Raw genomic sequence first — 20,359 nt, forward strand, 5'->3', positions numbered from 1 at the left:
GGAGGTGCCATTGGTGCCATGTCCATAAAAGTAACATTTTTGAGATTAGCCAGAGAGAGAGCTGTATAATTGCTCAAAGCGAAAGTGCCTAAACTTCAAAGTTAAGAGTTAGGCACTTTTTAGTTGTAACAAGATCGATGAACGGGGTGCACCTAATTCTCCAATTTAGTTTTTATAGACGTTCTCTAGATAGTTGTCAAATACTATTCTCCAGTACTTAGCAATGATAACTCCCAAAACGAGTTTGATTGAATGCTGTGAAGTAAGTTGCTACTCATGGGAAGCAGGGCAATAGTACCAATCCATATCGAATAACAGATGAGTTCAAAACTAGAGTATCGCAATAATAATAATTTTTGCAAAATGAAATACATACTTTGCGAAAAGGCAGCCAGAAAAACGAGAAATGTGCCGCTGTTTATAACGATGAGTGAGCCTGATTCTCCCCATGAAATGACTCCTATTCCCAATAAACTCACCATCATACCAAACCATGTGGCTGGAAGTCCTTTTTTTAGTCATTAGGACTCTTGATTTATATGGGGTTATGAATATGAAATTTACTCTACTATGTTGTATAATTAAATTTAGACACAATAGTAGAAAATTGTGAGCGATAAATAGGAATTTGTAGAGCGGATTATTTACATTAGGAGGTATTAGCGTTATGGATGATGAATTGAAAATCAAAATGTACTCATTTACGGTGGATTGCAAAGAACCGCATGAATTAGCAAAATTTTATGCGGCGTTGCTCAAGTGGGAAATAATGTTTATCGATGAAGAATGGGCATGTGTATACGCTCCAGGAACCAATCAGGGAACATATCCTTGTATATTGTTTCAACGGAATCCTGAGTATAAACCGCCTGTGTGGCCGGAAGAGCCTGAAGCTCAACAGCAAATGGCACATATAGACTTCGCCGTTAATGATTTAGAAAAAGCAGTTCAATATGCAATTCATTGTGGAGCAACAATCGCAGATGAGCAATTTTCTAATAATTGGAGAGTTATGCTTGACCCCGTCGGACACCCTTTTTGCTTATGTCAAATGAAATCAATTATCGAGAGTGCCCATTTTGCGTTGTTATAGAAAATCACGAAATTGAGAGGAAATTCACGATTAATCTTGGCTTCCATTAAAATTGTCACATTATCTAAACATAGCCAATAGTTTAAATGGCATTAAAAGAGGGATATAGTTACGTATGTGGAATAATAAGTAATATAATAAATGAATTATTGGTTTTTGGGGGGATTATATTGACGGTAGAAGAAATGAAAGAATATCGACTGCAATATAATAAAGTGATGGTTGAAGCAGATTCTTTCTTTGCTGAATTTGGTAAGCTGGATGATAAAGTGTATGCAGATGGAGCAATTAGTAAGAAGCATAAAGAACTTATGGGTTTGGCCATTTCACTTGCAACTAGATGTAATGAATGTATTTTATACCATTTGGAAGGTTGTTTAAATGCAAAAGCAAATTTCAGCGAAATTGTTGAAGCTATTAAAATTGGTGTAATTGCTGGAGGTTCTATTACTTATCCGAACGCTAGATTTGCTTTTGATAAATTACAAGAATTAATGGCATAACTAAATAGAGAAAATAACCAAAGTATCAGGATATTACTGATACTTTTTTTGTACATAATAAATAAGAATATGTTATGTAATGGAACTGAAAAATAGGGGTGATTTTGTGGACAAAAGCTCAAATCGGTTAATAAATGAGAAGAGTACTTATCTGCTCCAACACGCCTACAATTCAGTAGATTGGCACCCTTGGGGTGATGAAGCATTTGAAAGAGCAAAAAGGGAAGATAAGCCAGTATTCTTCAGTAGTGGATATAAGACAATAGGACGGTGGTTACGTCTTATAACTGACTCGGTAGAATTTCCTTTTGATTTTTAGTAAGACTGAACCACCGTCCATGTGTCCATCCCCGTGTCCACAGAAACCTAAAACAGAAAATTGCTTTGGCAAAATACTGCTTATAATGAAAAAATATAGAAGGATTTAGCATTTATGAAAGAGAAGCTACCCATAATCTACCTTGTTAGTAGATTTATGGGTCTCTTTCAGGTTTGACATAGTAGTAAAATATAAGCTGTCTCTTTTAGACAGGTGCAATCACAGGGAAAATGGAGGTATAAGCATGAAGAATATTGATATGGTCGTTGAGGGAGATATTTTAACAATAAGGGTAGATTTATCCAAGCGATTTGGCAAGTCAAGTAGTGGTAAATCAATCATTATTGCAAGCACAGAGGGGAACCAATCGATACCTAGTAATGATGATATAAAGATTGGATTAAATGTCTATACGAAATAATAATAGTAGTCAGACAATAGATGTGCGAGTCAAGGAATCGTCACCGACTCATTAGCGGTGAATTTATCATTAGAGGTGAATATGATGGGAATTTTATCTGATCTGCCCAATATTGGAGAAATAGTTGAAAAACAACTCAATGATGTGGGAATTACAACCTATGAACAATTGAAGGAATGCGGCAGCAAGCAAGCTTGGTTAAAAGTACGAGCAATAGATCCTTCCGCCTGTATCCATCGGCTATATGCGTTGGAAGGGGCTATCCTGGGTGTTAAGAAGAACCAGCTTCCAATAGAAACGAAAGCGGAGCTGAAAAATTTTTTTAATGCATTTAGCAAATAAAATTTATAAAGAAGGAACCTGTCCCGGCGTCCCATATAGACTCGTAAGTTATTCTCAGGAAGAATGTAGAAAAATGGCTAGTGAATTCAATGATTTGGCATCAGAAGTATGGAACGCCTACTCTCAACTTATTATCCAACTATCTGGTATTTCACCAATTGAATATCTCTTCCACCTAATATATAATAGATTTTACTCTTATTATATATTAGGTAGAGGTTTAGTTTTATGAAGTACGGCGACAACGCAAAGCGAGGTAGTAATGGAACATTCCTTACATATGATATTGGCGGGGCTAATTCTAGGAGTTGTATTGGTGATTTTTACATTGGGAAAAAGCCCCTTTTTTAGAGTAGATCGTGCGGGAGCTGCTATCATTGGAGCGGTAGCGATGATAGGAACGGGTGTTTTATCATCTGATAAAGCCACTGCGGCGGTAGATTATAAAACAATCATCATTTTATTTTCAATGATGATTCTAGTAGCAAATTTGAAATTAGCTGGATTTTTTGAGTTTGTGGGAAACAATCTGCTGCGGGTGGTATCCAATAAGAACAGCTTGTTGTTTGCTATTATTTTGGTAAGCGGAGCTCTCTCTGCTTTTGCGATTAATGATATTGTCTGCCTGCTGTTTACGCCCATTGTACTACTTCTTTGCCAGAAAATTGATTGCAATCCAGTACCACATCTCTTGGGGGTTGCCATGGCCTCTAATATAGGCAGTGCTGCGACTTTACTAGGCAATCCACAAAATATACTAGTGGGCAGTTTGTCAGGGATGTCATTTCTGTCTTATTTTATCACTGCAGCTCCTGTAGCAATCTTAGGGCTGTTTTGTACTTTTATCGTGATTGCATTCTATTATCGTAAAGAGCTTCATGGCGGTTGGAGAAAGAGTCAGCAAATTCCCGTAAATGCCCATATGTATTTGATTATCAAAAGTTTATTGATATTGACATTTATCTTAATTATGTATTTATTTGGTTATGATTTGGCATTGGTAGCCAGCTTGGGTGCAGCAGTATCTTTAATGACTCGACGAGTAGAACCGAATAAAGTGTATGCCAGTGTGGATTTTAACCTGCTGGTTATCTTTATTGGCCTTTTTATTATTGTTGCTGGAGTCGAAGAAAGTGGATTAGTTTCTTATATTTTTGATCAATTCTCTTTTTCAAAAGTGAACGACTTAGGCGTTTTTGCTATAGTAACCGTTGGCTTATCTAATTTGGTAAGCAATGTCCCTGCGGTGTTATTAATTCGTTTTCTTATTCCAGATACCGAGATAGAAGTATGGTGGAAGGCTTTAGCTTTATTTTCAACTCTTGCCGGAAATCTCACAATTGCTGGATCTATTGCTAACTTGATTGTAGTAGAGATTGCCAAACGAAATCATGTCTATATTACCGCACGGGAGTATTTTCGCATAGGTTTTCCTCTTACGCTACTTGTTACCTTTATCGGATATTTGTGGTTGATCTTTATTAGATGATTTTAGTGATGAGAAATGAAAACACATCTAAGATTATGCTAGAGGGAAAAGGTGGATTTGGATTGGTTCCAACCGCCGCCACCTATTAAATTAGTGTAACAGAAGCAGAATCTCATTATATACTAGGTGGAGGTTTTGTTTTATGAGGTAACTTATCACCAATGTGGAATCGAGTGGTTTGGCTATGATATGTTTTGTCAGATGAATTTGATTACAATTTTGGTATATCTGGAACAAAGCGGGTATAAGGGTGATGTTCTTTCTTGCATGGTGCTTGAAAAAATTGATGACATCATCTTACCTGATGCATTTAAATAGATGTTGAGGGTTATTCAGATATTTATAAGGCGGTTATATATAACCAGAACTTACCCTGAAAATATGGATTTTAATTTGACAAAAAGGAGGTATTCATTGTGATGAGAATTGAAACAGAAAGATTGGTTATAAGAACTTTCAAAGAGAATGACGCAGCGGGATTATGGGATTATCTCTCCCACCCACGTGTAAATTGTTTCCTTAATGAAAAGCTCAACACATTTGAAGATGCTATTGCCGATATTAAGCTAAGAAGTATAGATGAATCACAGTTCGCCGTTTGTTTGAAAGAAAATGATACAGTTATCGGGAATTTATTCGCAGCAAAAGATGAACCAGATACCTATAGCGTTGGTTGGCAGTTTAATGAAAAATACGAAGGAAAAGGATACGCAAGCGAATCAGCAAGGACATTTCTAAATTTTCTATTTAATGATAAGAATGCAAGACGGATTTATGCTTACGTGGAAGATTATAATGTTCGTTCACAAAAACTCTGTGAGCGGCTCGGTATGCGTAGAGAAGCATACTTTATAGAGTTTATATCTTTCATTCAAAACCCAGATGGAACACCGAAGTACGAAAATACGTTTGAATACGCCATTTTGAAAAGGGAATGGAAAGAAATGAGCCTACCGCGATCTAAGAACGCGCAAGCGGGTTTGCTTAAAAAGCGTGTAAGTATCCTTTGATAAATACGATTGTAATTTCTGTCCCAATTGTAATGATTGGTTGGGTCATAGTTGTGAAGATGTAAGTTGTCGTTTGCAAAAGGTGAAAATCGGGAAAGGTAAAATCTTTAAGAAAGGAAATTGGCTTATGATCCTATATTATTTGGAGTCGGTGTTATGCGGAGCAAAGGCTATCGCATAACAAACATGCTGTGAGATAGCCTTTGCTCAATCCTAAAACTACAATTTTAGGAGGAGCATAATGGGCTACAAGAACGCAGTTAGTGTATTTCCCGCCGATTTGTTAGAAACAATACAACAGTATATTGACGGTGAATATATTTATATCCCACGAAAGGCAGAGAATAAAAAACAGTGGGGGGAAGTGAAAAACAGCAGGCAATATATTCAGGAACGCAACGAGATAATTTTTTCCCAGTATCAAGACGGTATTTCGGTTGAGGATATTGCAAGCTGTAATTACTTATCACCCAAAACAATCTACAAAATATTGGCTGATATGAAAAGTCAATGCTAAAGTGAGAGCGACATGGTGATTTTGCCGTGTCGCTTTCTTGTTTCTGAATGATCTTGTAGGGTGCATTGTAATAATATAACTACTATAATTGATTTATAGCAGCAAGATAAAGGATTAACGGAGGAAGAATATTATGTGCACATTTACAAATCAATTTATTTCCAGTCAGAATAACATGGAATTTCTGAAAGCTACCATGATGGGGCCTAATGCCATGCGAGTAGCAGAGGAATTAGCGTCATGCCTAAGCGTCAATGAGAATATGCGTATACTTGACCTCGGTTGTGGGTGCGGTCTTTCCACGCTCTTGCTGACACAAAAATACGGCGCAAAAGTTTTCGCCGCCGACTTGTGGATTTCACCGACTGAAAACTATGAGCGTTTCAAATCTATAGGGATTGACGATAAAGCCGTTCCGATTTCAGTAGACGCGACCAAAGGATTGCCTTTCGCAAACGGATATTTTGACCTGTTGTTTACTGTGGACGCTTACCATTATTTCGGTGATACGGCCCAAATGCTCCCGTCGCTCATTCCTTTTGTGAAAAAGGGCGGCTATATCGCCGTGGCTATTCCCGGCTTAAAATACGAATTTGGGAAAAATGTTCCCGATGATATGCAGCCGTTTTGGAATAGCGAGATGGAAAGAACCCTGCACTCTCTTGATTGGTGGAAAGGTTTGTGGAAGAGGGCCGAGGGCATTGAAATGGTGGACAGCCGCGAAATGGCCTGTTGCAGACAGGCGTGGAAAGAATGGCAGACCGGTAATCATCCCATTGTCGCTGAGGACATCAAAATGATGGAGGCTGAGGGCGGAAAGTATTTTAATCTTGTTCAGTTGATTGCTAAAGTCATTTGACCACATGAGCGATAGCAAGATAATTAAGAAATTATCGATTTAAAATAACCGTTGTCTTTGTCGTTTCCGGTAAGCAATGGGCGTGAAGCATATAAACCGTTTAAAAATCTTGGAAAAATAGCTGGGGCTGTCAAAACCAATCTGATTGCAAATTTCTGTGATGGGGGCATCCGTATCCGTCAGCAATCGTGCTGACACTGACACTCGGTATTTAAGCAGATACTGTATGGGTGTCATTCGAATGGTTTTTTGGAAGCAGCGCAGACATTCTCGCTCGCTGATATTGGCTGCTGCAGCAATCTGCTGAAGCTCGAGCGGTTCGGCAAAGTGCTGATGTAAAAAATCCAGCATTGCATTAATGCGTACTGTGTCCTGGCTTTCACTCCGGTTTTGCTGTTCAAGAAGTGACTGCATATTTTTAACAATTAAGTACCACATACGGGATAGTTTTTCACGCATAAGCAACTCATAACCAAAATTATCTAAGTCGTAAATTTCAGTAGCTTCTCGAATACACTGCACGGCTTGGCACTGCCATTCAATTTCGCAATAGAATGGAACACCAGGCAATATATTGCAGTCTAGCAACGGGCGCACATAACGCTGCTCAAAAACACTTTCCGTCGTACCCGATATCAGGTTCGCATGAAAGACAAGTGAATTCAATGTGCAGCCTGCATCACCTATAATCTGCATTGAGTGCAATACATTGGAATTGATAAAAGCACCTTCGCCTTTCTGCAAGGTAAAATCCATTCCGTTTAGACTTACGTGCATGGCACCACTGCGTACTATCACTACTTCAATTTCTTCATGCCAATGCCAGGGAATATCACCAGTCACATTATTGCTTAAATCAGAAAAATAGCCCCCACAAGGGAACATCGGTGTACCTCGTGCTTCCAATTCACGTCGGTCTGTGTCAAGAATCAACTTACACAATTGTTTAGACATTTTGTCTGCCTCCTAATCGATGTGGCGGTTTTGTTACAGTATAAGTCCTTACTGTTATTGTTGCAAGTAATAAATGGCGATATAATTATAGTAATAAAACACTTTTGTAAAGTGAGTTGATTTATATGCAAAATGAGGTAACTTATCTGACGTTTTTTGATATTCAGCATACTCAGCAATTTTTTGATATGGTGAATCGTTGTGCTGCACCGGTTATTTTTTATCTTCCAAATGGTCAGGCAAAGGATCTGCGCTTCAATTTACTAGTACAAAATTTTTTGACTTGGATGGATTTATCTGGAAATATTCCTGAGTTGAAATTGGAATGTAATAACTCGCAAGATGTGAAAGCGATGATTCAGTTTATGATGGAAAGTGATATGATGAAAACTGATTTATCTCTGCGTACTAAAAGGAGAATATATTAAAAAATATAAAGGTAGGTTTAACCTAATCGTGCCATTTTTAATTATGGGTAGCAGACTAAAGGTCGTCGAATATACTAACTAAGAGGATTAGAGTCTGAGGTGCGATATGAACTGTGAGAACGTAAATAGATGGATTATACTAGGGTTGGCGCTAGTTTTGATATCAGACGTAATATTTCTGATAGTTGAGGTAATAAGTCAAAATTGTGACGAACAGGAAGAAAAGAAGAGAGTAGAGCAAGAAAATAGAACAAAAGATGAAATCAGCGAACTTCAAAAAGAAGTATTAGCTTTAAGAGAGCAGCTAAAAAAGCAGGAAAAACTTGTTGCGAATCTTGCCTCTTTTGTCCGTTAAAGATGTACATATCGAACCCCTGTCCAATATCAATAAATGTTAGGAGCTTCTCATAGCCGTTTGGCATGAGAATGTAAACACTGTCGGATGCTGGTATCTGGCGTCTAATGTGGAGAGGAGGAGTCATGTAATGTCCGGTATGTCCCATCCCCGTGTCCCACTAACTAATTTGCCACAAAACAACCTCATTTTGGTCAAAATAATATGAAAAGACAGTTTGGCTTTAAAAGAAAATTGACTTTTATACTGATTTAATGTATTATTTAATTGTCAATGACAATCAAATAAAGGAGAAAATAATGTATATTCTAAATGATGCCATTAGTTTTATTATTAGTAGAACATATTCTAGAATGAAAAACATATTTCTAAAAAAACTAAAAAGGTATGGAATTACTCTTGAGCAATGGGTTTTACTTGCTCAACTTTCAGAAAAAGAAGGAATTTCACCAACTGATTTATCTTTAGTATCACTTAGAGATAAACCATATACAACAAGACTTATTGATCGATTAGCAGAAAATGAGCTTATTTTTAAGGAAGAAAGCAAGATTGATAAACGTTCGTCATTAATTTATCTAACACAACAGGGAGCGGAAATAAAAAAAGAGATTATTCCCATCGCTGATGAAATTAATGAGTGGTTAGTTGAGAATATGGATGAGGAAGAAGTAAGAAAGCTTAAGGTTGTATTGTATAAAATGTATGAGAATATCCTATCTCATAGTCGATAGTTAGAGAAGAATTCAACTAACTTTAATTTTTCACATATAGTTGTCATTGACAATTATATGTGAAAAATTGATATAAATATTATACTTATTCTCCATTGATTATGAGAGAGTAACACGGAAATTAGTTGATAAGAGAGGCGTGAGGTTATGAATTATTTAAGGAATTATTGGCAAGATATCGGTGGTATTGTAGGGGTAGTAGTATGCATTTGTTTATTTTTTCGATACCAACACATACAAGAAATCCAAGTGATTTTATGGCTGAGTTTTGTTGCAATTCTCTTTCATCAGTTTGAGGAGTATCGATGGCCAGGATATTTCCCCGGTGTTTTTAATATCGTCTTATTCAAAAGTGCAAATCCAGATAAGTATCCTTTAAATAGCCATTCAGCGATGGTTATTAATATTTTAATTGCCTATGGTTTTTATTTGCTTCCCATCTTTTTTATAGATCAAATATGGATTGGATTAGCGCCAATATTTATGGGATTTTTTCAATTGGTATGGCATGGGGTTTTTGCTAATCTTAAAATAAAAGGTATTTATAATCCTGGTCTGTTTGCTGTTATTTTTCTGCATATTCCGATAGGGGCTCGGTATATCAACTATATTATGGTGCATAATTTAGTAACTGTGTACGATTGGATATTGGGAATTGCATATTTTGCTGTAGCTACTTACGTGTTAATTGTAAAAGGTAATATGTGGATGAAAAATGAGAAATCAATTTACAGTTTTAATCAAAAACAACTAGGTCCTTATCGTTGATGGTAGAGCTGTATAATAATTAAAAAAAGGTGGTATCTTTTGTGCCCGTTTTTATATTAAAGGGCAATGCAAGCGTACAGACTTTATCGTTAATTCTTTTTTAGCAAAAAAAGGTTGGTTTACGCCGCCTTTCCAATCCCTTGAGGAATTAAGGTCAACGTTAACCACAATATACAGTCAGGTTGAATTAGGAAATCAAAAATCAATGGCGTATTTTAAGTGTATAAAATAGCGGCTATCCTTATTTTCAAGTATCCCTTTCCAACAAGCCGAGAACAAAACATGGTACGCTGTTTCATATAGAAGGATTTAGCATTTATAAAGAGAAGCTACCCCTAATAAATTACTTTGTAAATTTATGGACAGCTTCTCTTTTAGTTGACATGAGCGATAGAAACAGAATTGAGAACGTATCGGTTTTAAGTGGGACCACTGGGAAACAGGGGGACAGGGTGCTGATAAGTTAATTGGCTGTTGTGTTATTATACACAATGTTCGTTAAAGTACCATTAAAATACTCGTAATCTCCAGTAGGTAGGTTCCAAATTGCTTTTAAATCCGATGGTATTGTGATACCGTTTTTTTCAACATAATTACTTACTTCAGCCGTCCATTTATTTTTTGAAAATGTTCCGCTGCCAGTATCCATATATCGATCATCTGTCTCAAAATTTGTGTACTCACCCTTATCATTAAAGGTAAATACACCCTCTACTTTTACGCCCTTGTATTCATAGATTGCTTTGGCATGATTTTGGTCTATAGCCTGCCATATGATATTTTGCTGTAGAGCACAGGTAGGCACAAACAAAGACTCAGCTAAGTAATTTATGGCTTGAGATACATTTGTTTCCGATCCCTTATTATCAAAGATGGTTACTTTTTTCAGCAGTTTCCCAAGCATTGTGCCTTGCCCATTCAGATATGCTTCGTTGGCCTCCATGGGAATTAAGCCAAACATTTTTATATACATGTAAGTGATTCTCCCTGGCTCAGAGGCAAAATTATATTGCTGGACGCTCATTTTGGTCCACGGTCTATTACGTGCCAATTTAAAGTTGACGTCATTCCATATAAATTTAGCGTTTGACATCTTTTCCTTGCCTATGTAGCCACAATATCTAAAATATCGCTGTACTGGTGTAGGAAGATTAGAAATATCTTCTTCTGTAAAGACTTCATTGCTCGCTTTACATTTACCTAGCTCAGTTTGCACATTAGATAAAAATATTTTTTTCATAGGTGTGTCCTCCCCCCCAACATTAGACTTGCGGTGACCCTATAAATCACAATGAACATGCAAATAATAGTGGTAGTATTGACCACTTTATTATTCCTCAAATCAAGAAAAGTCCTTTAATTTGCCTTGCAGATTTGTTAAGTAATAACGTGTCAGCATGACTGTCTCTCTGGCATGTGCTAAACTTGCATAACTGCAAATTCAGTACTATGCAGCAGAAGCAATCGGCGAAAGAGGAGCCAACTCATTTATGTGGGTTGGTTCTTTTGCAGCCTATTTCAATCCAGAAGGAAACACGGGGACAGGAGTGCGCCACGAAAGCGGATGAGTGCGTAAGCACTCAAATCCGCTGAACTTAGATAGAGATGGAGGAAGGTCCTTTATGGGCAGCTTCTCTTTTAGTTGATATAGCGATAGAAAGAGAATTAAGAACTTATCGGTTTTAAATGGGACAAGGAACCTGCCCCCGTGTCCCATCTAGGGAGGGCTTGACTTTAGTTAGCTGGTCTCGTGTCCCAATTCGATGTAGTAGTATCACACTTTCCACATGACTTGAGTAGGCAATATTGTGTTCAAAATTTATTCAACTAAATTTTCCCCATCTTTAAATGCTCTTAAAGATAACTCATCAAAAATTGCCAAATCAGGATTATGACTAGTTCCACAATAATGAATGCTATCCTCTAACTTCCAACCTAATTCTTCTAACATATTATTAGCAAATTTAACGCCTTCTGCACCTATTTTAGGATCTGGGTGTCCTTGAGCAAATATGGTTATAAATTTTTTACCTGGATGTCTTGGTTTATAATCACTTCCAAGCATTGGGAATGTACGATCAAACCAAACCTTTGCTTGACCTGTAATATTGTAATAATAGATTGGAGAACCAAATACAATGGCATCTGCTTCCTTAATGACATCGTACATCGGTTGAAGATAATCATTAACAGCACAACCATCATGGGTACGACAATAGAAGCAACCTTGACATCCACGAATTCCAGAATCATTTAAATCAAATTCAATAACTTCAGCACCTTTAGATTGTGCTCCTTTTGCAACCTCTGCTAATAATTTTGTAGTATATCCATTTTTTTTTGGACTACCTTTGAAAATAACTATTTTTGACATTTATATCTCTCCTTTTAAATACAAGATTTTCTTAAATTAAATTAATTGTATATTGACTCGCTTTATTATATTAAGTAACATATAAATAGACAAGTACACAAAAAATGTTTAGTTACTAATATTTATATTTTAAGTAATGGAGGTTGCTTTTATGAAAAACCCTTACATAGGATACGCTTTAAAATTTATACATGGCAAATGGAAACTATTAATCATCTGGACCATATCCCAAAATGGAGTTATTAGATTTAATGAATTGCAGCGGAAGGTTGAGGGAATATCTAGTCTGATGCTCTCAAAAACCTTAAAGGAACTTGAGGATGACAAACTTATTATTCGTCATCAATACAATGAAATTCCACCAAGAGTAGAATATGAATTATCAGAACTTAGTCAAAAACTCATAATTGTTTTACAGTATCTTGGTGAATGGGGCGAGGAAGTTTATAAGCATAAACGAGACTGTGAAAAAAAAGTCTGTAAGTAAACACAAAATAGGTCTATTCGTTACTTAAATCTATACAATACACCACTTGTACCATTTATATGAGATTGCCTGCCACTATATATTTATCCAAAATAAGCATTGTATTTTTAATTATTGTATTGCATCAATCACAGGTAATGAGTATAGAGTTGATTTTTTAAGAAGCCATGTTTATTCATTTGATGGTTATTCATTCTAAATTGCTACAGAGATTACGAGTACTTATTATTATTATTACTCTCATTTAATATACAGTTTCTGTAAATGACTTGTAGATTAAAAATACATATGCGGTACGTATGACTCCCATGAAGGATTAGATATTTTTATCTACAGATTTATTGTTAATTTCATATTATTAATAACATATAGTCAACCATTTTATTAAGTCAGAGCCAATGGCTTAATAATATGGAAGGCTAGGTATATTAGATGGAAAATACATCGCGAGGGTTTCGACAATGGAATCGGTTGAAGGTAGTGTCAATAACCAAGGAACCTGTCCCCGTGTCCTAGATAAGAAACCATACCGTCCAGTTTCACGTACCGTTAATGTTCGCTAAAAAAAAGCGAGGACAACTTCCTATCATTGGATCTGACAAGCTTGAGGCACAATATTTCATCCGTTTGTAATCATTCAGTTACTCATCTAGAAAATTTATAATAAAATACCTAACTTTGCAAATCATAATAAATGTTAATAGTGTGAACGATGCTAGGCATTTTTGGGGGGGGGCATAAATTTTATGCTTAAAATTTACAAGAGCAATGACACTCAGCTTAATGGTTTGTCATTACTGAGTTTAGAAAGAGGGGCTTGGCTCAGCCTAATAAATCCAACAGAAGAAGAACTTGAAGCAGTTGCTGCTTCAGCCAATGTACCCCATGACTTATTAAAGGCAGCCCTCGACGATAAAGAGCGCCCCCGTTTAGAAATTGAAGATAATTATATATTAATAATCACTAACATTCCCTTTATGCACAGCCAAAATAGCTACGATACACTACCTCTGGGAATTATATTGACAGCAAACTATATAATTACAGTTTGTTTACGCAACAATGAAATTTTATCAGATTTCACCCCAGAAAATGCAAGACTGTTCAGTACCTATAAAAAAACTCGTTTTCTATTACAAATTTTATATAAATCCGCTACGTTGTATTTGAAGTTTGTAATAGAAATCAATAACATGACTGAAAAAATTGAAAAAGATTTACTTCGTTCTATGCGCAACGAAGAAATTTATCAATTACTAGAACTAGAAAAAAGTCTTACTTTCTTTGGGGCGTCACTAAAATCCAATGGGATGGTATTAAGCAAACTTTTTCGTTTGCGTAATAACAATCGGCTAAATCCTTTAATTAAGATGTACGAGGATGACGAAGAGTTACTAGAAGATGTAATTATCGAAAATAAACAAGCTATGGAAATGGTCGAAATGTATAGTCACATTCTTACAGGTATGATGTCAACCTTTACGTCTATTATTTCAAATAATATTAACCAAATTATGAAGCTCTTCACTGCTGTATCCATTATTTTGACAATACCCACCATGATTTCAGGGATATTTGGTATGAATCTAGAACTGCCTTTTCAGAATCAGCATGGATTCTGGTATATCCTTATTTTATGTATTGTTGCATCGGGTATGGTAACTCTAGGACTTTGGAGAAGGGGCTTATTTTAATTAAGATAACTATGATGGATAGTTTCTTTTTAGTTAACATATCGATAGAAAGATAATTTAGAACGTATCGGTTTTAATTGGGACAAGGAATCTGTCCCCGTGTCCCATTGATTAGTATGTTAGCCGTCTTGCCTTCGGGTGAGGCAGCTTTTTTTATATCTAAGTACTAGGAAGGAATTTGGAATTTATTGGAGAAGCATTAATGATTAATGTAGTAAATTGTATTTAAAGTAAATTAATAACAATTCATTGTGCAATACGAGAAGGAGGAAGATGATCTTGCAGCAAAAAAAAGTTATTTTAGCGGTAGTATATTTGTTACTTATCTCAATCGCGATAGGAGGTTGCACCATGATGCAGCGAACGGTAATGACAACCAGCAAATATCCAGAGAAGCCAATTACCTTAATTGTTCCTTTTAGCGCCGGGGGAGGAATGGATTTGCTAGCACGGGCGATGGAAAAGACGGCATCTACGAATTTAGGGCAGCCTTTAATTATTATCAATAAACCTGGTGGCGGAGGCACCATCGGATGGAACGAATTGGCTGGCGCTGCTCCTGATGGCTACACCATTGGGATTAGCGGAGTGGATCTCATATTACAATCGTTGTATGGTTCGACTAAATATAATTATCCAACAGCCTTAGAGCCAATTGTACAAATTACCTCTTCACCATATGTAATGGTAGTTCAAGCTAATCAGCCATGGAAAAATGTCGACGATTTGATTGGATATGCGCGGCAGCATCCAGGGCAAATAAAAATTGGTAACAGTGGTGTGGGGTCGGTTGCTCATGTACTCAGTGAAATGCTGGCTCATACTGCAGGTATCACACTTGAATCTGTTCCTTTCCGTGGTGGATCAGAGGCGTTGACAGCGTTGCTTGGTGGACATATTCAGGCTACATTTACTAGTCCGGCAACGATTAGAGATCATATAAAAAATGGCACATTAAGAGTGGTTGCAGTACCAAATGAACAAAGATTGACTGATCCTATATTTGCAAATGCGCCAACATTTAAAGAGCAAGGATTGGATATTGTATTTAGTAATTGGATGGGAGTGGCAATTCCCAAGGAAATGCCTATTGAGGTGAAGACTAAGCTAGCTGATGGATTAAAAGCTATCATTCTTGATCCAGAATTTAAAATTAAGTTAGAGAATATTGGACTACAAGTCGACTATTTACCCCCTCAAGAGGTTCAAAAGAAATGGCTGGATGATAGTCAAAAAATATCTAAGATAGTGAAAGAAACTGGTATTTTAGATAGATTTAAAGAACAAAGAAACAATTCAAATTAGAAGGAATGACACTGCCTTACAACCTATAGTAAGGCGGTGTTTCTTTTGGCGGTATTTACAACTTGCTTTCCTCCTGCTAATCATAATGTAGAAATATAGCAGGATTTGGCATTTATAAAAGAGAAGCTACCATAATAAATTAGTTAGTAAATTTATGGGCAGCTTCTCTTTTAGTTGACATAGCGATAAAAAGACAATCGAGAATTTATCGGTTTTAAATGGGACAAAGGAACCTGTCCCCATGTCCCATATGGTAAAAATATTCGCTATTTCTAAAGGCTTATTTGATATGTACTTTTTAAAAGGGAATATTTTTTGACGTGGGGGCTTGACTTTAGTTAGCTGGTCTCGTGTACCCGTGTAGCATCCACTCGTTTGGAAAGTAATATTGTGAGCCAAAGAACCGCCCCTTGACTCGTTATAGATATAGGATAGGGGGACGGAGGAAGTGTCCGAATGGAATTGTCTTTTGACTTTTAGTAAGACATATCCACCGTCCCCTTGTCTTACCTTAAAGCCGAACATGGTTGAAGGTGTAGAAAAAGGTTATTCAGTAACTACTCATCCGTAGGTAGTTAATGATTTGTCAGTTCAGATACTTGATATGGCAATTTTATATGAAGTATAGAAATGTAATTTGTGCAGTTATGACTAAATAATGATAAATACAATATAACCACTAAAAGGGAAACTCCTGCCAGATTTTATATGAATTCGGCAGGAGTTTTGGGCTTTTATGAGAATATACAAATTTAATATAAAAAAGTCGATGGCAAGGTGATGAGGGCGAAGTGGCGGAGGTAGTGTCTTAGGAAAAGGTAACAAGACGAAATCATCGTCGGAGTTGTTTGAAAATAGTGGGACAGGGAACCTGTCCACTTGTCCCTATACCCTTGTCCTGAAGTGACAAGGGTATAATCGAGAGGGGAAAACTATTATGGTAAAAGTTTTATTGGCGGGAGCTACAGGCTATTTAGGTGGCTACATAGCACAAGAACTTATGAAAAGAAACTATTTTACTAGACTTGTTATAAGGAACATAAATAAATTAGAGGGAAAAGGAAATACATTTGATGAATTTTTGGAAGCCGAAGTCACAAAGCCGTCTACTCTGAAAAATTGTTGCACAGATATTGATGTTGTGATATCAACTGTAGGAATTACCAGACAAAAAGATAATCTTACATATATGGATGTAGATTATCAAGCAAACATTAATTTGTTGAATGAAGCAAGAAGAAGTAATGTTAAAAAGTTTATATATGTTTCGGTTCTGAATGGTGACACATTGAAAAATTTAAAAATATGTGAAGCCAAAGAAAAATTTGTTAATGAGCTGGTAAATTCGGGATTGGATTACTGCATTATAAGACCAAACGGTTTTTTTTCCGATATGATTGAATTTTACAAAATGGCTAAAAGAGGTAGAGTGTATTTACTTGGAGATGGTACTATGAAAGCAAATCCAATCCATGGTGAAGATTTAGCTAAAGTTTGCGTAGATGCTATAGAAAAACATGAGAAAGAAATTGAGGTCGGAGGACCTGAAATACTTACTCAAAGAGATGTTGCCGATATTGCGTTTTGTGTTTCTGGAAATAAAAAAACAATTACTTATATACCTGAATGGATGATAAAAATAACACTAAAGTTAATGAGGCGAATTACCAAGAGCCAGGTATATGGGCCGATTGAATTCTTTCTGACTGTCGCATGTATGGATATGGTAGCACCTAAAAATGGAAGTCATACATTAAAAGAGTATTTTGAGTCTAATAAAAATATTTAGCCTGGTAACTTGTTTATAATGGGACTGTTAAAAATAAAATGCAACACATTCCCCTTGTCGTATGAAACTTTGACAATTCGTTAACAAAGAATGATGGTAATAATGTTAAATACACTATAACCACTAAAAAGGAAACTCCTGCCAGATTTTATATGAATTCGGCAGGAGTTTTGAGCTTTTATGAGAAAATGTAAATTTAATATAAAAAAGTCGATGGCAAGGTTTAGGAGGCGGAGTTATTGTCTTAGAGAAAAGCAACAAGACGAAATTACCGTCCCTAGTCGTTCGAAAATAGTGGTCAGGGAACCTGTCCCCTTGTCCTAATACCTATACATTTTATCTTTTTTACTTCTGTCACTAACCTGTCCCCTTGACACTCGTTGCTTGCGGCAGGGGACCGAGTTCGAATTGGGGGTAAGGCTGTAACAATGCTGAAGGGAGAGCTTATCGAGTGATGAAACTGGGGGTAGAATTTTGATCATTACTGAAAAAGCAAAGGATATTTCCTTATTAGACAGTCAGAATCCTTTGCAAGATATATTAAAACCACGAAATGAGCGAATTAAAAAGTTTAATAAAGGGCACATTGTCCCAATCTATTGTTATCGATATATTGGAATTTGTGACAATGTAACAAATTACTTGGAAGAATTAAGGAACTTAGAATGTAATTTGAAAAAAACTTCTGAGCCATATCTTATCATAAAACAAGGTTTGACTAACTCCCATTCCAATGAAGAAATTGAAAAGGCAGTAGCGATTTGGGATCAATTTGAGAAATGGGAAAATGATAGCAAACGGAGCTATATAGAATTATATCGTATTGTTTGGGATACTAAGATCAGTAATACCACTGTCAATTGGACAATTAAACGATCGTTGTCCAAAATACTAGAGTTATTTGATGATATTGAAAAAAGCAAGAACCAGTCAATAAGAAGAAATTATGGATTGTCATTAATTTTGTGGGTAAACTCTTATTTGAGTAGTTTATTTTCTGGAGAGATGAAGAGTAATTCTATACCTAAGTTCATTTTTTGGGGAGCAATAAGACGGAATGAGGCTTATTTTTTTATATTCTTATCAATGCTAGGTTGTGATGCCTTATATATAAACGCTACAAATGATAAGGAATTTAATAGGATAGACCTACGCAATACATATGTAAAATTAATAGAACATGACATGAGAATTGAAATTTGTGACTTCCCAAAATCAAAAGAAAGTAAGGTTGTAAGAGAATTCCCTGCGAAACACATATCACAGACTATTTCGCCGGATCCTGCACCTATAACACATACGAAGCATATGGAAAAAAGCTATGAAGAATTGGCTAAATTGTCTGATTCAATCGTAATGGTTAATGTTTACGATGATGACCACGTACATTGTGGCAGTGGCTCTGGCGTAGTCATTGATGAAGATGGAACCATTGTGACAAATTATCATGTAATTAAGGATGGGAGTTTCTTTGGAATCCTGTTTGAAAATAATAAATCGGAGTATATCACACATACAATGATATCTAACAATGAACAAAAAGACCTTGCCTTATTGCAAATCGATTGCAAAACACGACCAATACCTATTAAAAGTAGCGATAGTTTAAAACGAGGTCAACAAATTGTAGCGATTGGTAGTCCGCTTGGGCTCATGAATACGATTTCCGATGGTATAATTGCAGGTTTCCGAAGTTTTGATGATCAAAATTTTATTCAAATCACTGCCCCTATTTCTCCTGGTAGTTCAGGTGGTGCATTACTCGATAGATATGGGTCATTAGTAGGTATAACTACTGGTGGATACACTAAAGGACAGAACTTGAATTTGGCAATTCCTAGCATTGAAATTACTAAATTACTGCTCATTTCTAGTTTTAATAGACGTAGAAAAACATAAGGAATTATTCTGTAATTCGGCACTCCATAACCGCAAAGTAATTACAGTCTGGCTTCAAAAGCGATGATGATGATGTTGGGACGATGGGGACGCTCTAATGTTAAAGGGACAGGTCCTTCGACATAGGTGCCTTTATTACCTACATTTTATTTTTTATTTACTTCTGTCAATGAACCTGTCCCCTTGGCACTCCAGGGACGGAGTAGTCGACAATGTAACGGTTGATGGTTGGTGTCAATAACCCCGTCCCCCTGACACTTCTAAAGACAGGTTCAAGTTTACATTTAGTGGGACAAGGAACCTGTCCCCGTGTCCCATCTAGGTATAGGATTAAATAAATATAAGGAGGAAAAACATGGGGGAATATGTAGTTGGCATTTTAATTGCCGGAGGAATCTATAATATATTACTGGCTGTTTTTCATATCATGTTCTGGCGTATGGATAAATTTAACTGGAAAGAAGAATTACCAAAGATGTCCAGTATAAATATGGCAGTCATTCAGTTGTTGAATGTTGCTGTCATCGTATTCTTCTTTTTAATCTCATATATCAGCATTTTTCACACACGGGAACTGTTGAGTAGTGGGCTAGGTAAAACTGTCTTATTAGGTGTATCGTTATTTTGGTTGATCAGACTAGGCGGGGAATTTACCTTTAAAAAAGGAACACCAGCTAATCCAGTATTAGTGGTCATTTTGGTAATAGGAGCGTTATTATATTTAATTCCTGCGTTATCAGTAACGGCATAGATAAATATAGGACAGGGGGACGGAGGAAGTGTCCGAATGGAATTGTCTTTTGACTTTTAGTAAGACATACCCACCGTCCCCTTGTCTTATCTTTTGAAGAAAAAATAGAAGAATTGATATAAAAACTGAAACAGACCTATGTCAGGCGATTGATCGTTTGATTGGTAAGTTAATAAAGACTTTTCGCCATTGCAACGTCCTAATGAAGAGTGTGTAACAAAAGTAGAATTTAACAGTTATAAAGAGAAGCTACCATAATAAATTAGTT

General features: G+C 36.3%; 25 protein-coding genes. 21 read left to right on the forward strand and 4 right to left on the reverse strand.

What is annotated here, in order from left to right; genetic code table 11:
- Positions 1-203 precede the first annotated feature (203 nt).
- On the reverse strand, positions 204-374 hold the full coding sequence (locus JBW_RS26160; protein WP_419177837.1) for a hypothetical protein: 171 nt from the start codon (positions 372-374) through the stop codon (positions 204-206).
- Between JBW_RS26160 and JBW_RS25540 the strand changes: the two genes are divergently transcribed.
- From JBW_RS25540 to JBW_RS01545, 11 genes are all read left to right on the forward strand, one after another.
- A complete protein-coding gene (locus tag JBW_RS25540) occupies positions 319-525 on the forward strand; it encodes a hypothetical protein (protein WP_235334114.1) in 207 nt (68 codons plus the stop codon). The two genes, JBW_RS26160 and JBW_RS25540, sit on opposite strands and share 56 nt — an antisense overlap.
- A 142-nt stretch (positions 526-667) precedes the next feature.
- Positions 668-1,093: a VOC family protein gene (locus JBW_RS01505; RefSeq protein WP_007933104.1), complete on the forward strand. Its 426-nt coding sequence runs from the start codon at positions 668-670 to the stop codon at positions 1,091-1,093.
- A gap of 86 nt (positions 1,094-1,179) precedes the next feature.
- A complete protein-coding gene (locus tag JBW_RS01510; RefSeq protein ID WP_007940067.1) occupies positions 1,180-1,596 on the forward strand; it encodes a carboxymuconolactone decarboxylase family protein in 417 nt (138 codons plus the stop codon).
- Positions 1,597-1,675: 79 nt separating this feature from the next.
- Positions 1,676-1,915 carry a DUF255 domain-containing protein gene (locus tag JBW_RS25170; RefSeq protein ID WP_045820593.1) on the forward strand — a complete coding sequence of 80 codons (240 nt, stop codon included), beginning with the start codon at positions 1,676-1,678 and terminating at the stop codon, positions 1,913-1,915.
- Positions 1,916-2,159: 244 nt separating this feature from the next.
- The gene (locus tag JBW_RS25175) at positions 2,160-2,336 is read left to right on the forward strand and encodes a hypothetical protein (RefSeq protein WP_007961343.1); all 177 of its coding nucleotides are present in this window, start codon (positions 2,160-2,162) and stop codon (positions 2,334-2,336) included.
- Positions 2,337-2,393: 57 nt separating this feature from the next.
- Positions 2,394-2,678, forward strand: coding sequence for a TfoX/Sxy family protein (locus JBW_RS01520; RefSeq protein ID WP_200897006.1), 285 nt, complete (start codon positions 2,394-2,396; stop codon positions 2,676-2,678).
- A gap of 262 nt (positions 2,679-2,940) precedes the next feature.
- Positions 2,941-4,167, forward strand: a complete 1,227-nt coding sequence (locus JBW_RS01525) for an SLC13 family permease (protein ID WP_007961346.1) — start codon at positions 2,941-2,943, stop codon at positions 4,165-4,167.
- 135 nt (positions 4,168-4,302) lie between these two features.
- Positions 4,303-4,485, forward strand: a complete 183-nt coding sequence (locus JBW_RS01530; RefSeq protein WP_007961348.1) for a hypothetical protein — start codon at positions 4,303-4,305, stop codon at positions 4,483-4,485.
- Positions 4,486-4,586: 101 nt separating this feature from the next.
- Entirely contained in the window at positions 4,587-5,177 is a 591-nt protein-coding gene (locus tag JBW_RS01535) for a GNAT family N-acetyltransferase (RefSeq protein ID WP_007961349.1), read from the forward strand.
- Between the two features lie 241 nt (positions 5,178-5,418).
- Entirely contained in the window at positions 5,419-5,694 is a 276-nt protein-coding gene (locus JBW_RS01540) for a CD3324 family protein (RefSeq protein ID WP_007961350.1), read from the forward strand.
- A 133-nt stretch (positions 5,695-5,827) separates the two neighbouring features.
- On the forward strand, positions 5,828-6,553 hold the full coding sequence (locus JBW_RS01545) for an SAM-dependent methyltransferase (RefSeq protein ID WP_007961351.1): 726 nt from the start codon (positions 5,828-5,830) through the stop codon (positions 6,551-6,553).
- Positions 6,554-6,592: 39 nt separating this feature from the next.
- Here JBW_RS01545 and JBW_RS01550 read toward each other — a convergent pair whose 3' ends face one another.
- Positions 6,593-7,507: an AraC family transcriptional regulator gene (locus JBW_RS01550; protein WP_007951779.1), complete on the reverse strand. Its 915-nt coding sequence runs from the start codon at positions 7,505-7,507 to the stop codon at positions 6,593-6,595.
- A gap of 125 nt (positions 7,508-7,632) precedes the next feature.
- On the opposite strand from JBW_RS01550, the gene JBW_RS01555 reads away from it, so the two are divergent.
- From JBW_RS01555 to JBW_RS01570, 4 genes are all read left to right on the forward strand, one after another.
- Positions 7,633-7,935, forward strand: coding sequence for a hypothetical protein (locus JBW_RS01555; RefSeq protein WP_007961353.1), 303 nt, complete (start codon positions 7,633-7,635; stop codon positions 7,933-7,935).
- Between the two features lie 157 nt (positions 7,936-8,092).
- Positions 8,093-8,290, forward strand: coding sequence for a hypothetical protein (locus JBW_RS01560; protein ID WP_235334115.1), 198 nt, complete (start codon positions 8,093-8,095; stop codon positions 8,288-8,290).
- Between the two features lie 299 nt (positions 8,291-8,589).
- Positions 8,590-9,024 (forward strand): MarR family winged helix-turn-helix transcriptional regulator, encoded by a 435-nt coding sequence (locus JBW_RS01565; RefSeq protein WP_007961357.1) that lies wholly within the window; start codon positions 8,590-8,592, stop codon positions 9,022-9,024.
- A gap of 147 nt (positions 9,025-9,171) precedes the next feature.
- Entirely contained in the window at positions 9,172-9,792 is a 621-nt protein-coding gene (locus JBW_RS01570; RefSeq protein ID WP_007961358.1) for an HXXEE domain-containing protein, read from the forward strand.
- 463 nt (positions 9,793-10,255) lie between these two features.
- Here JBW_RS01570 and JBW_RS01575 read toward each other — a convergent pair whose 3' ends face one another.
- Together JBW_RS01575 and JBW_RS01580 are read right to left on the reverse strand one after the other, a co-directional pair.
- Positions 10,256-11,032 carry a DUF6544 family protein gene (locus tag JBW_RS01575; RefSeq protein ID WP_007961360.1) on the reverse strand — a complete coding sequence of 259 codons (777 nt, stop codon included), beginning with the start codon at positions 11,030-11,032 and terminating at the stop codon, positions 10,256-10,258.
- A 579-nt stretch (positions 11,033-11,611) separates the two neighbouring features.
- Complete coding sequence (locus JBW_RS01580; protein WP_007961362.1) at positions 11,612-12,166, reverse strand: flavodoxin family protein; 555 nt, start codon at positions 12,164-12,166, stop codon at positions 11,612-11,614.
- 151 nt (positions 12,167-12,317) lie between these two features.
- Here JBW_RS01580 and JBW_RS01585 point away from each other — a divergent pair, with 151 nt between their 5' ends.
- From JBW_RS01585 to JBW_RS01615, 6 genes are all read left to right on the forward strand, one after another.
- Positions 12,318-12,653 (forward strand): winged helix-turn-helix transcriptional regulator, encoded by a 336-nt coding sequence (locus tag JBW_RS01585; RefSeq protein WP_007961364.1) that lies wholly within the window; start codon positions 12,318-12,320, stop codon positions 12,651-12,653.
- 746 nt (positions 12,654-13,399) lie between these two features.
- Entirely contained in the window at positions 13,400-14,347 is a 948-nt protein-coding gene (locus JBW_RS01590) for a magnesium transporter CorA family protein (protein ID WP_007961368.1), read from the forward strand.
- Positions 14,348-14,698: 351 nt separating this feature from the next.
- Positions 14,699-15,652, forward strand: a complete 954-nt coding sequence (locus tag JBW_RS01595) for a Bug family tripartite tricarboxylate transporter substrate binding protein (RefSeq protein WP_036682200.1) — start codon at positions 14,699-14,701, stop codon at positions 15,650-15,652.
- A gap of 937 nt (positions 15,653-16,589) precedes the next feature.
- The gene (locus JBW_RS01605) at positions 16,590-17,441 is read left to right on the forward strand and encodes an SDR family oxidoreductase (protein WP_007961375.1); all 852 of its coding nucleotides are present in this window, start codon (positions 16,590-16,592) and stop codon (positions 17,439-17,441) included.
- Between the two features lie 474 nt (positions 17,442-17,915).
- Positions 17,916-19,340, forward strand: a complete 1,425-nt coding sequence (locus JBW_RS01610) for a YceG family protein (protein WP_007961376.1) — start codon at positions 17,916-17,918, stop codon at positions 19,338-19,340.
- Positions 19,341-19,695: 355 nt separating this feature from the next.
- On the forward strand, positions 19,696-20,091 hold the full coding sequence (locus JBW_RS01615) for a hypothetical protein (RefSeq protein WP_007951797.1): 396 nt from the start codon (positions 19,696-19,698) through the stop codon (positions 20,089-20,091).
- Positions 20,092-20,359: the final 268 nt, after the last annotated feature.

The sequence above is a fragment of the Pelosinus fermentans JBW45 genome, from assembly GCF_000271665.2.
Lineage (GTDB): Bacteria > Bacillota > Negativicutes > DSM-13327 > DSM-13327 > Pelosinus > Pelosinus baikalensis.

Bases quoted from the DNA above. Each gene is read 5' to 3' on its own strand.
- JBW_RS01550 (WP_007951779.1), bottom strand. From the start codon at position 7,507: ATGTCTAAACAATTGTGTAAGTTGATTCTTGACACAGACCGACGTGAA.
- JBW_RS01605 (WP_007961375.1), top strand. From the start codon at position 16,590: ATGGTAAAAGTTTTATTGGCGGGAGCTACAGGCTATTTAGGTGGCTAC.
- JBW_RS01570 (WP_007961358.1), top strand. From the start codon at position 9,172: ATGAATTATTTAAGGAATTATTGGCAAGATATCGGTGGTATTGTAGGG.
- JBW_RS01565 (WP_007961357.1), top strand. From the start codon at position 8,590: ATGTATATTCTAAATGATGCCATTAGTTTTATTATTAGTAGAACATAT.
- JBW_RS01555 (WP_007961353.1), top strand. From the start codon at position 7,633: ATGCAAAATGAGGTAACTTATCTGACGTTTTTTGATATTCAGCATACT.
- JBW_RS01540 (WP_007961350.1), top strand. From the start codon at position 5,419: ATGGGCTACAAGAACGCAGTTAGTGTATTTCCCGCCGATTTGTTAGAA.
- JBW_RS26160 (WP_419177837.1), bottom strand. From the start codon at position 374: ATGTATTTCATTTTGCAAAAATTATTATTATTGCGATACTCTAGTTTT.
- JBW_RS01580 (WP_007961362.1), bottom strand. From the start codon at position 12,166: ATGTCAAAAATAGTTATTTTCAAAGGTAGTCCAAAAAAAAATGGATAT.
- JBW_RS01595 (WP_036682200.1), top strand. From the start codon at position 14,699: ATGATGCAGCGAACGGTAATGACAACCAGCAAATATCCAGAGAAGCCA.
- JBW_RS01590 (WP_007961368.1), top strand. From the start codon at position 13,400: ATGCTTAAAATTTACAAGAGCAATGACACTCAGCTTAATGGTTTGTCA.
- JBW_RS25540 (WP_235334114.1), top strand. From the start codon at position 319: ATGAGTTCAAAACTAGAGTATCGCAATAATAATAATTTTTGCAAAATG.
- JBW_RS01535 (WP_007961349.1), top strand. From the start codon at position 4,587: ATGAGAATTGAAACAGAAAGATTGGTTATAAGAACTTTCAAAGAGAAT.
- JBW_RS01575 (WP_007961360.1), bottom strand. From the start codon at position 11,032: ATGAAAAAAATATTTTTATCTAATGTGCAAACTGAGCTAGGTAAATGT.
- JBW_RS01525 (WP_007961346.1), top strand. From the start codon at position 2,941: ATGGAACATTCCTTACATATGATATTGGCGGGGCTAATTCTAGGAGTT.
- JBW_RS01545 (WP_007961351.1), top strand. From the start codon at position 5,828: ATGTGCACATTTACAAATCAATTTATTTCCAGTCAGAATAACATGGAA.
- JBW_RS01615 (WP_007951797.1), top strand. From the start codon at position 19,696: ATGGGGGAATATGTAGTTGGCATTTTAATTGCCGGAGGAATCTATAAT.
- JBW_RS01510 (WP_007940067.1), top strand. From the start codon at position 1,180: ATGGCATTAAAAGAGGGATATAGTTACGTATGTGGAATAATAAGTAAT.
- JBW_RS25170 (WP_045820593.1), top strand. From the start codon at position 1,676: ATGGAACTGAAAAATAGGGGTGATTTTGTGGACAAAAGCTCAAATCGG.
- JBW_RS25175 (WP_007961343.1), top strand. From the start codon at position 2,160: ATGAAGAATATTGATATGGTCGTTGAGGGAGATATTTTAACAATAAGG.
- JBW_RS01585 (WP_007961364.1), top strand. From the start codon at position 12,318: ATGAAAAACCCTTACATAGGATACGCTTTAAAATTTATACATGGCAAA.
- JBW_RS01505 (WP_007933104.1), top strand. From the start codon at position 668: ATGGATGATGAATTGAAAATCAAAATGTACTCATTTACGGTGGATTGC.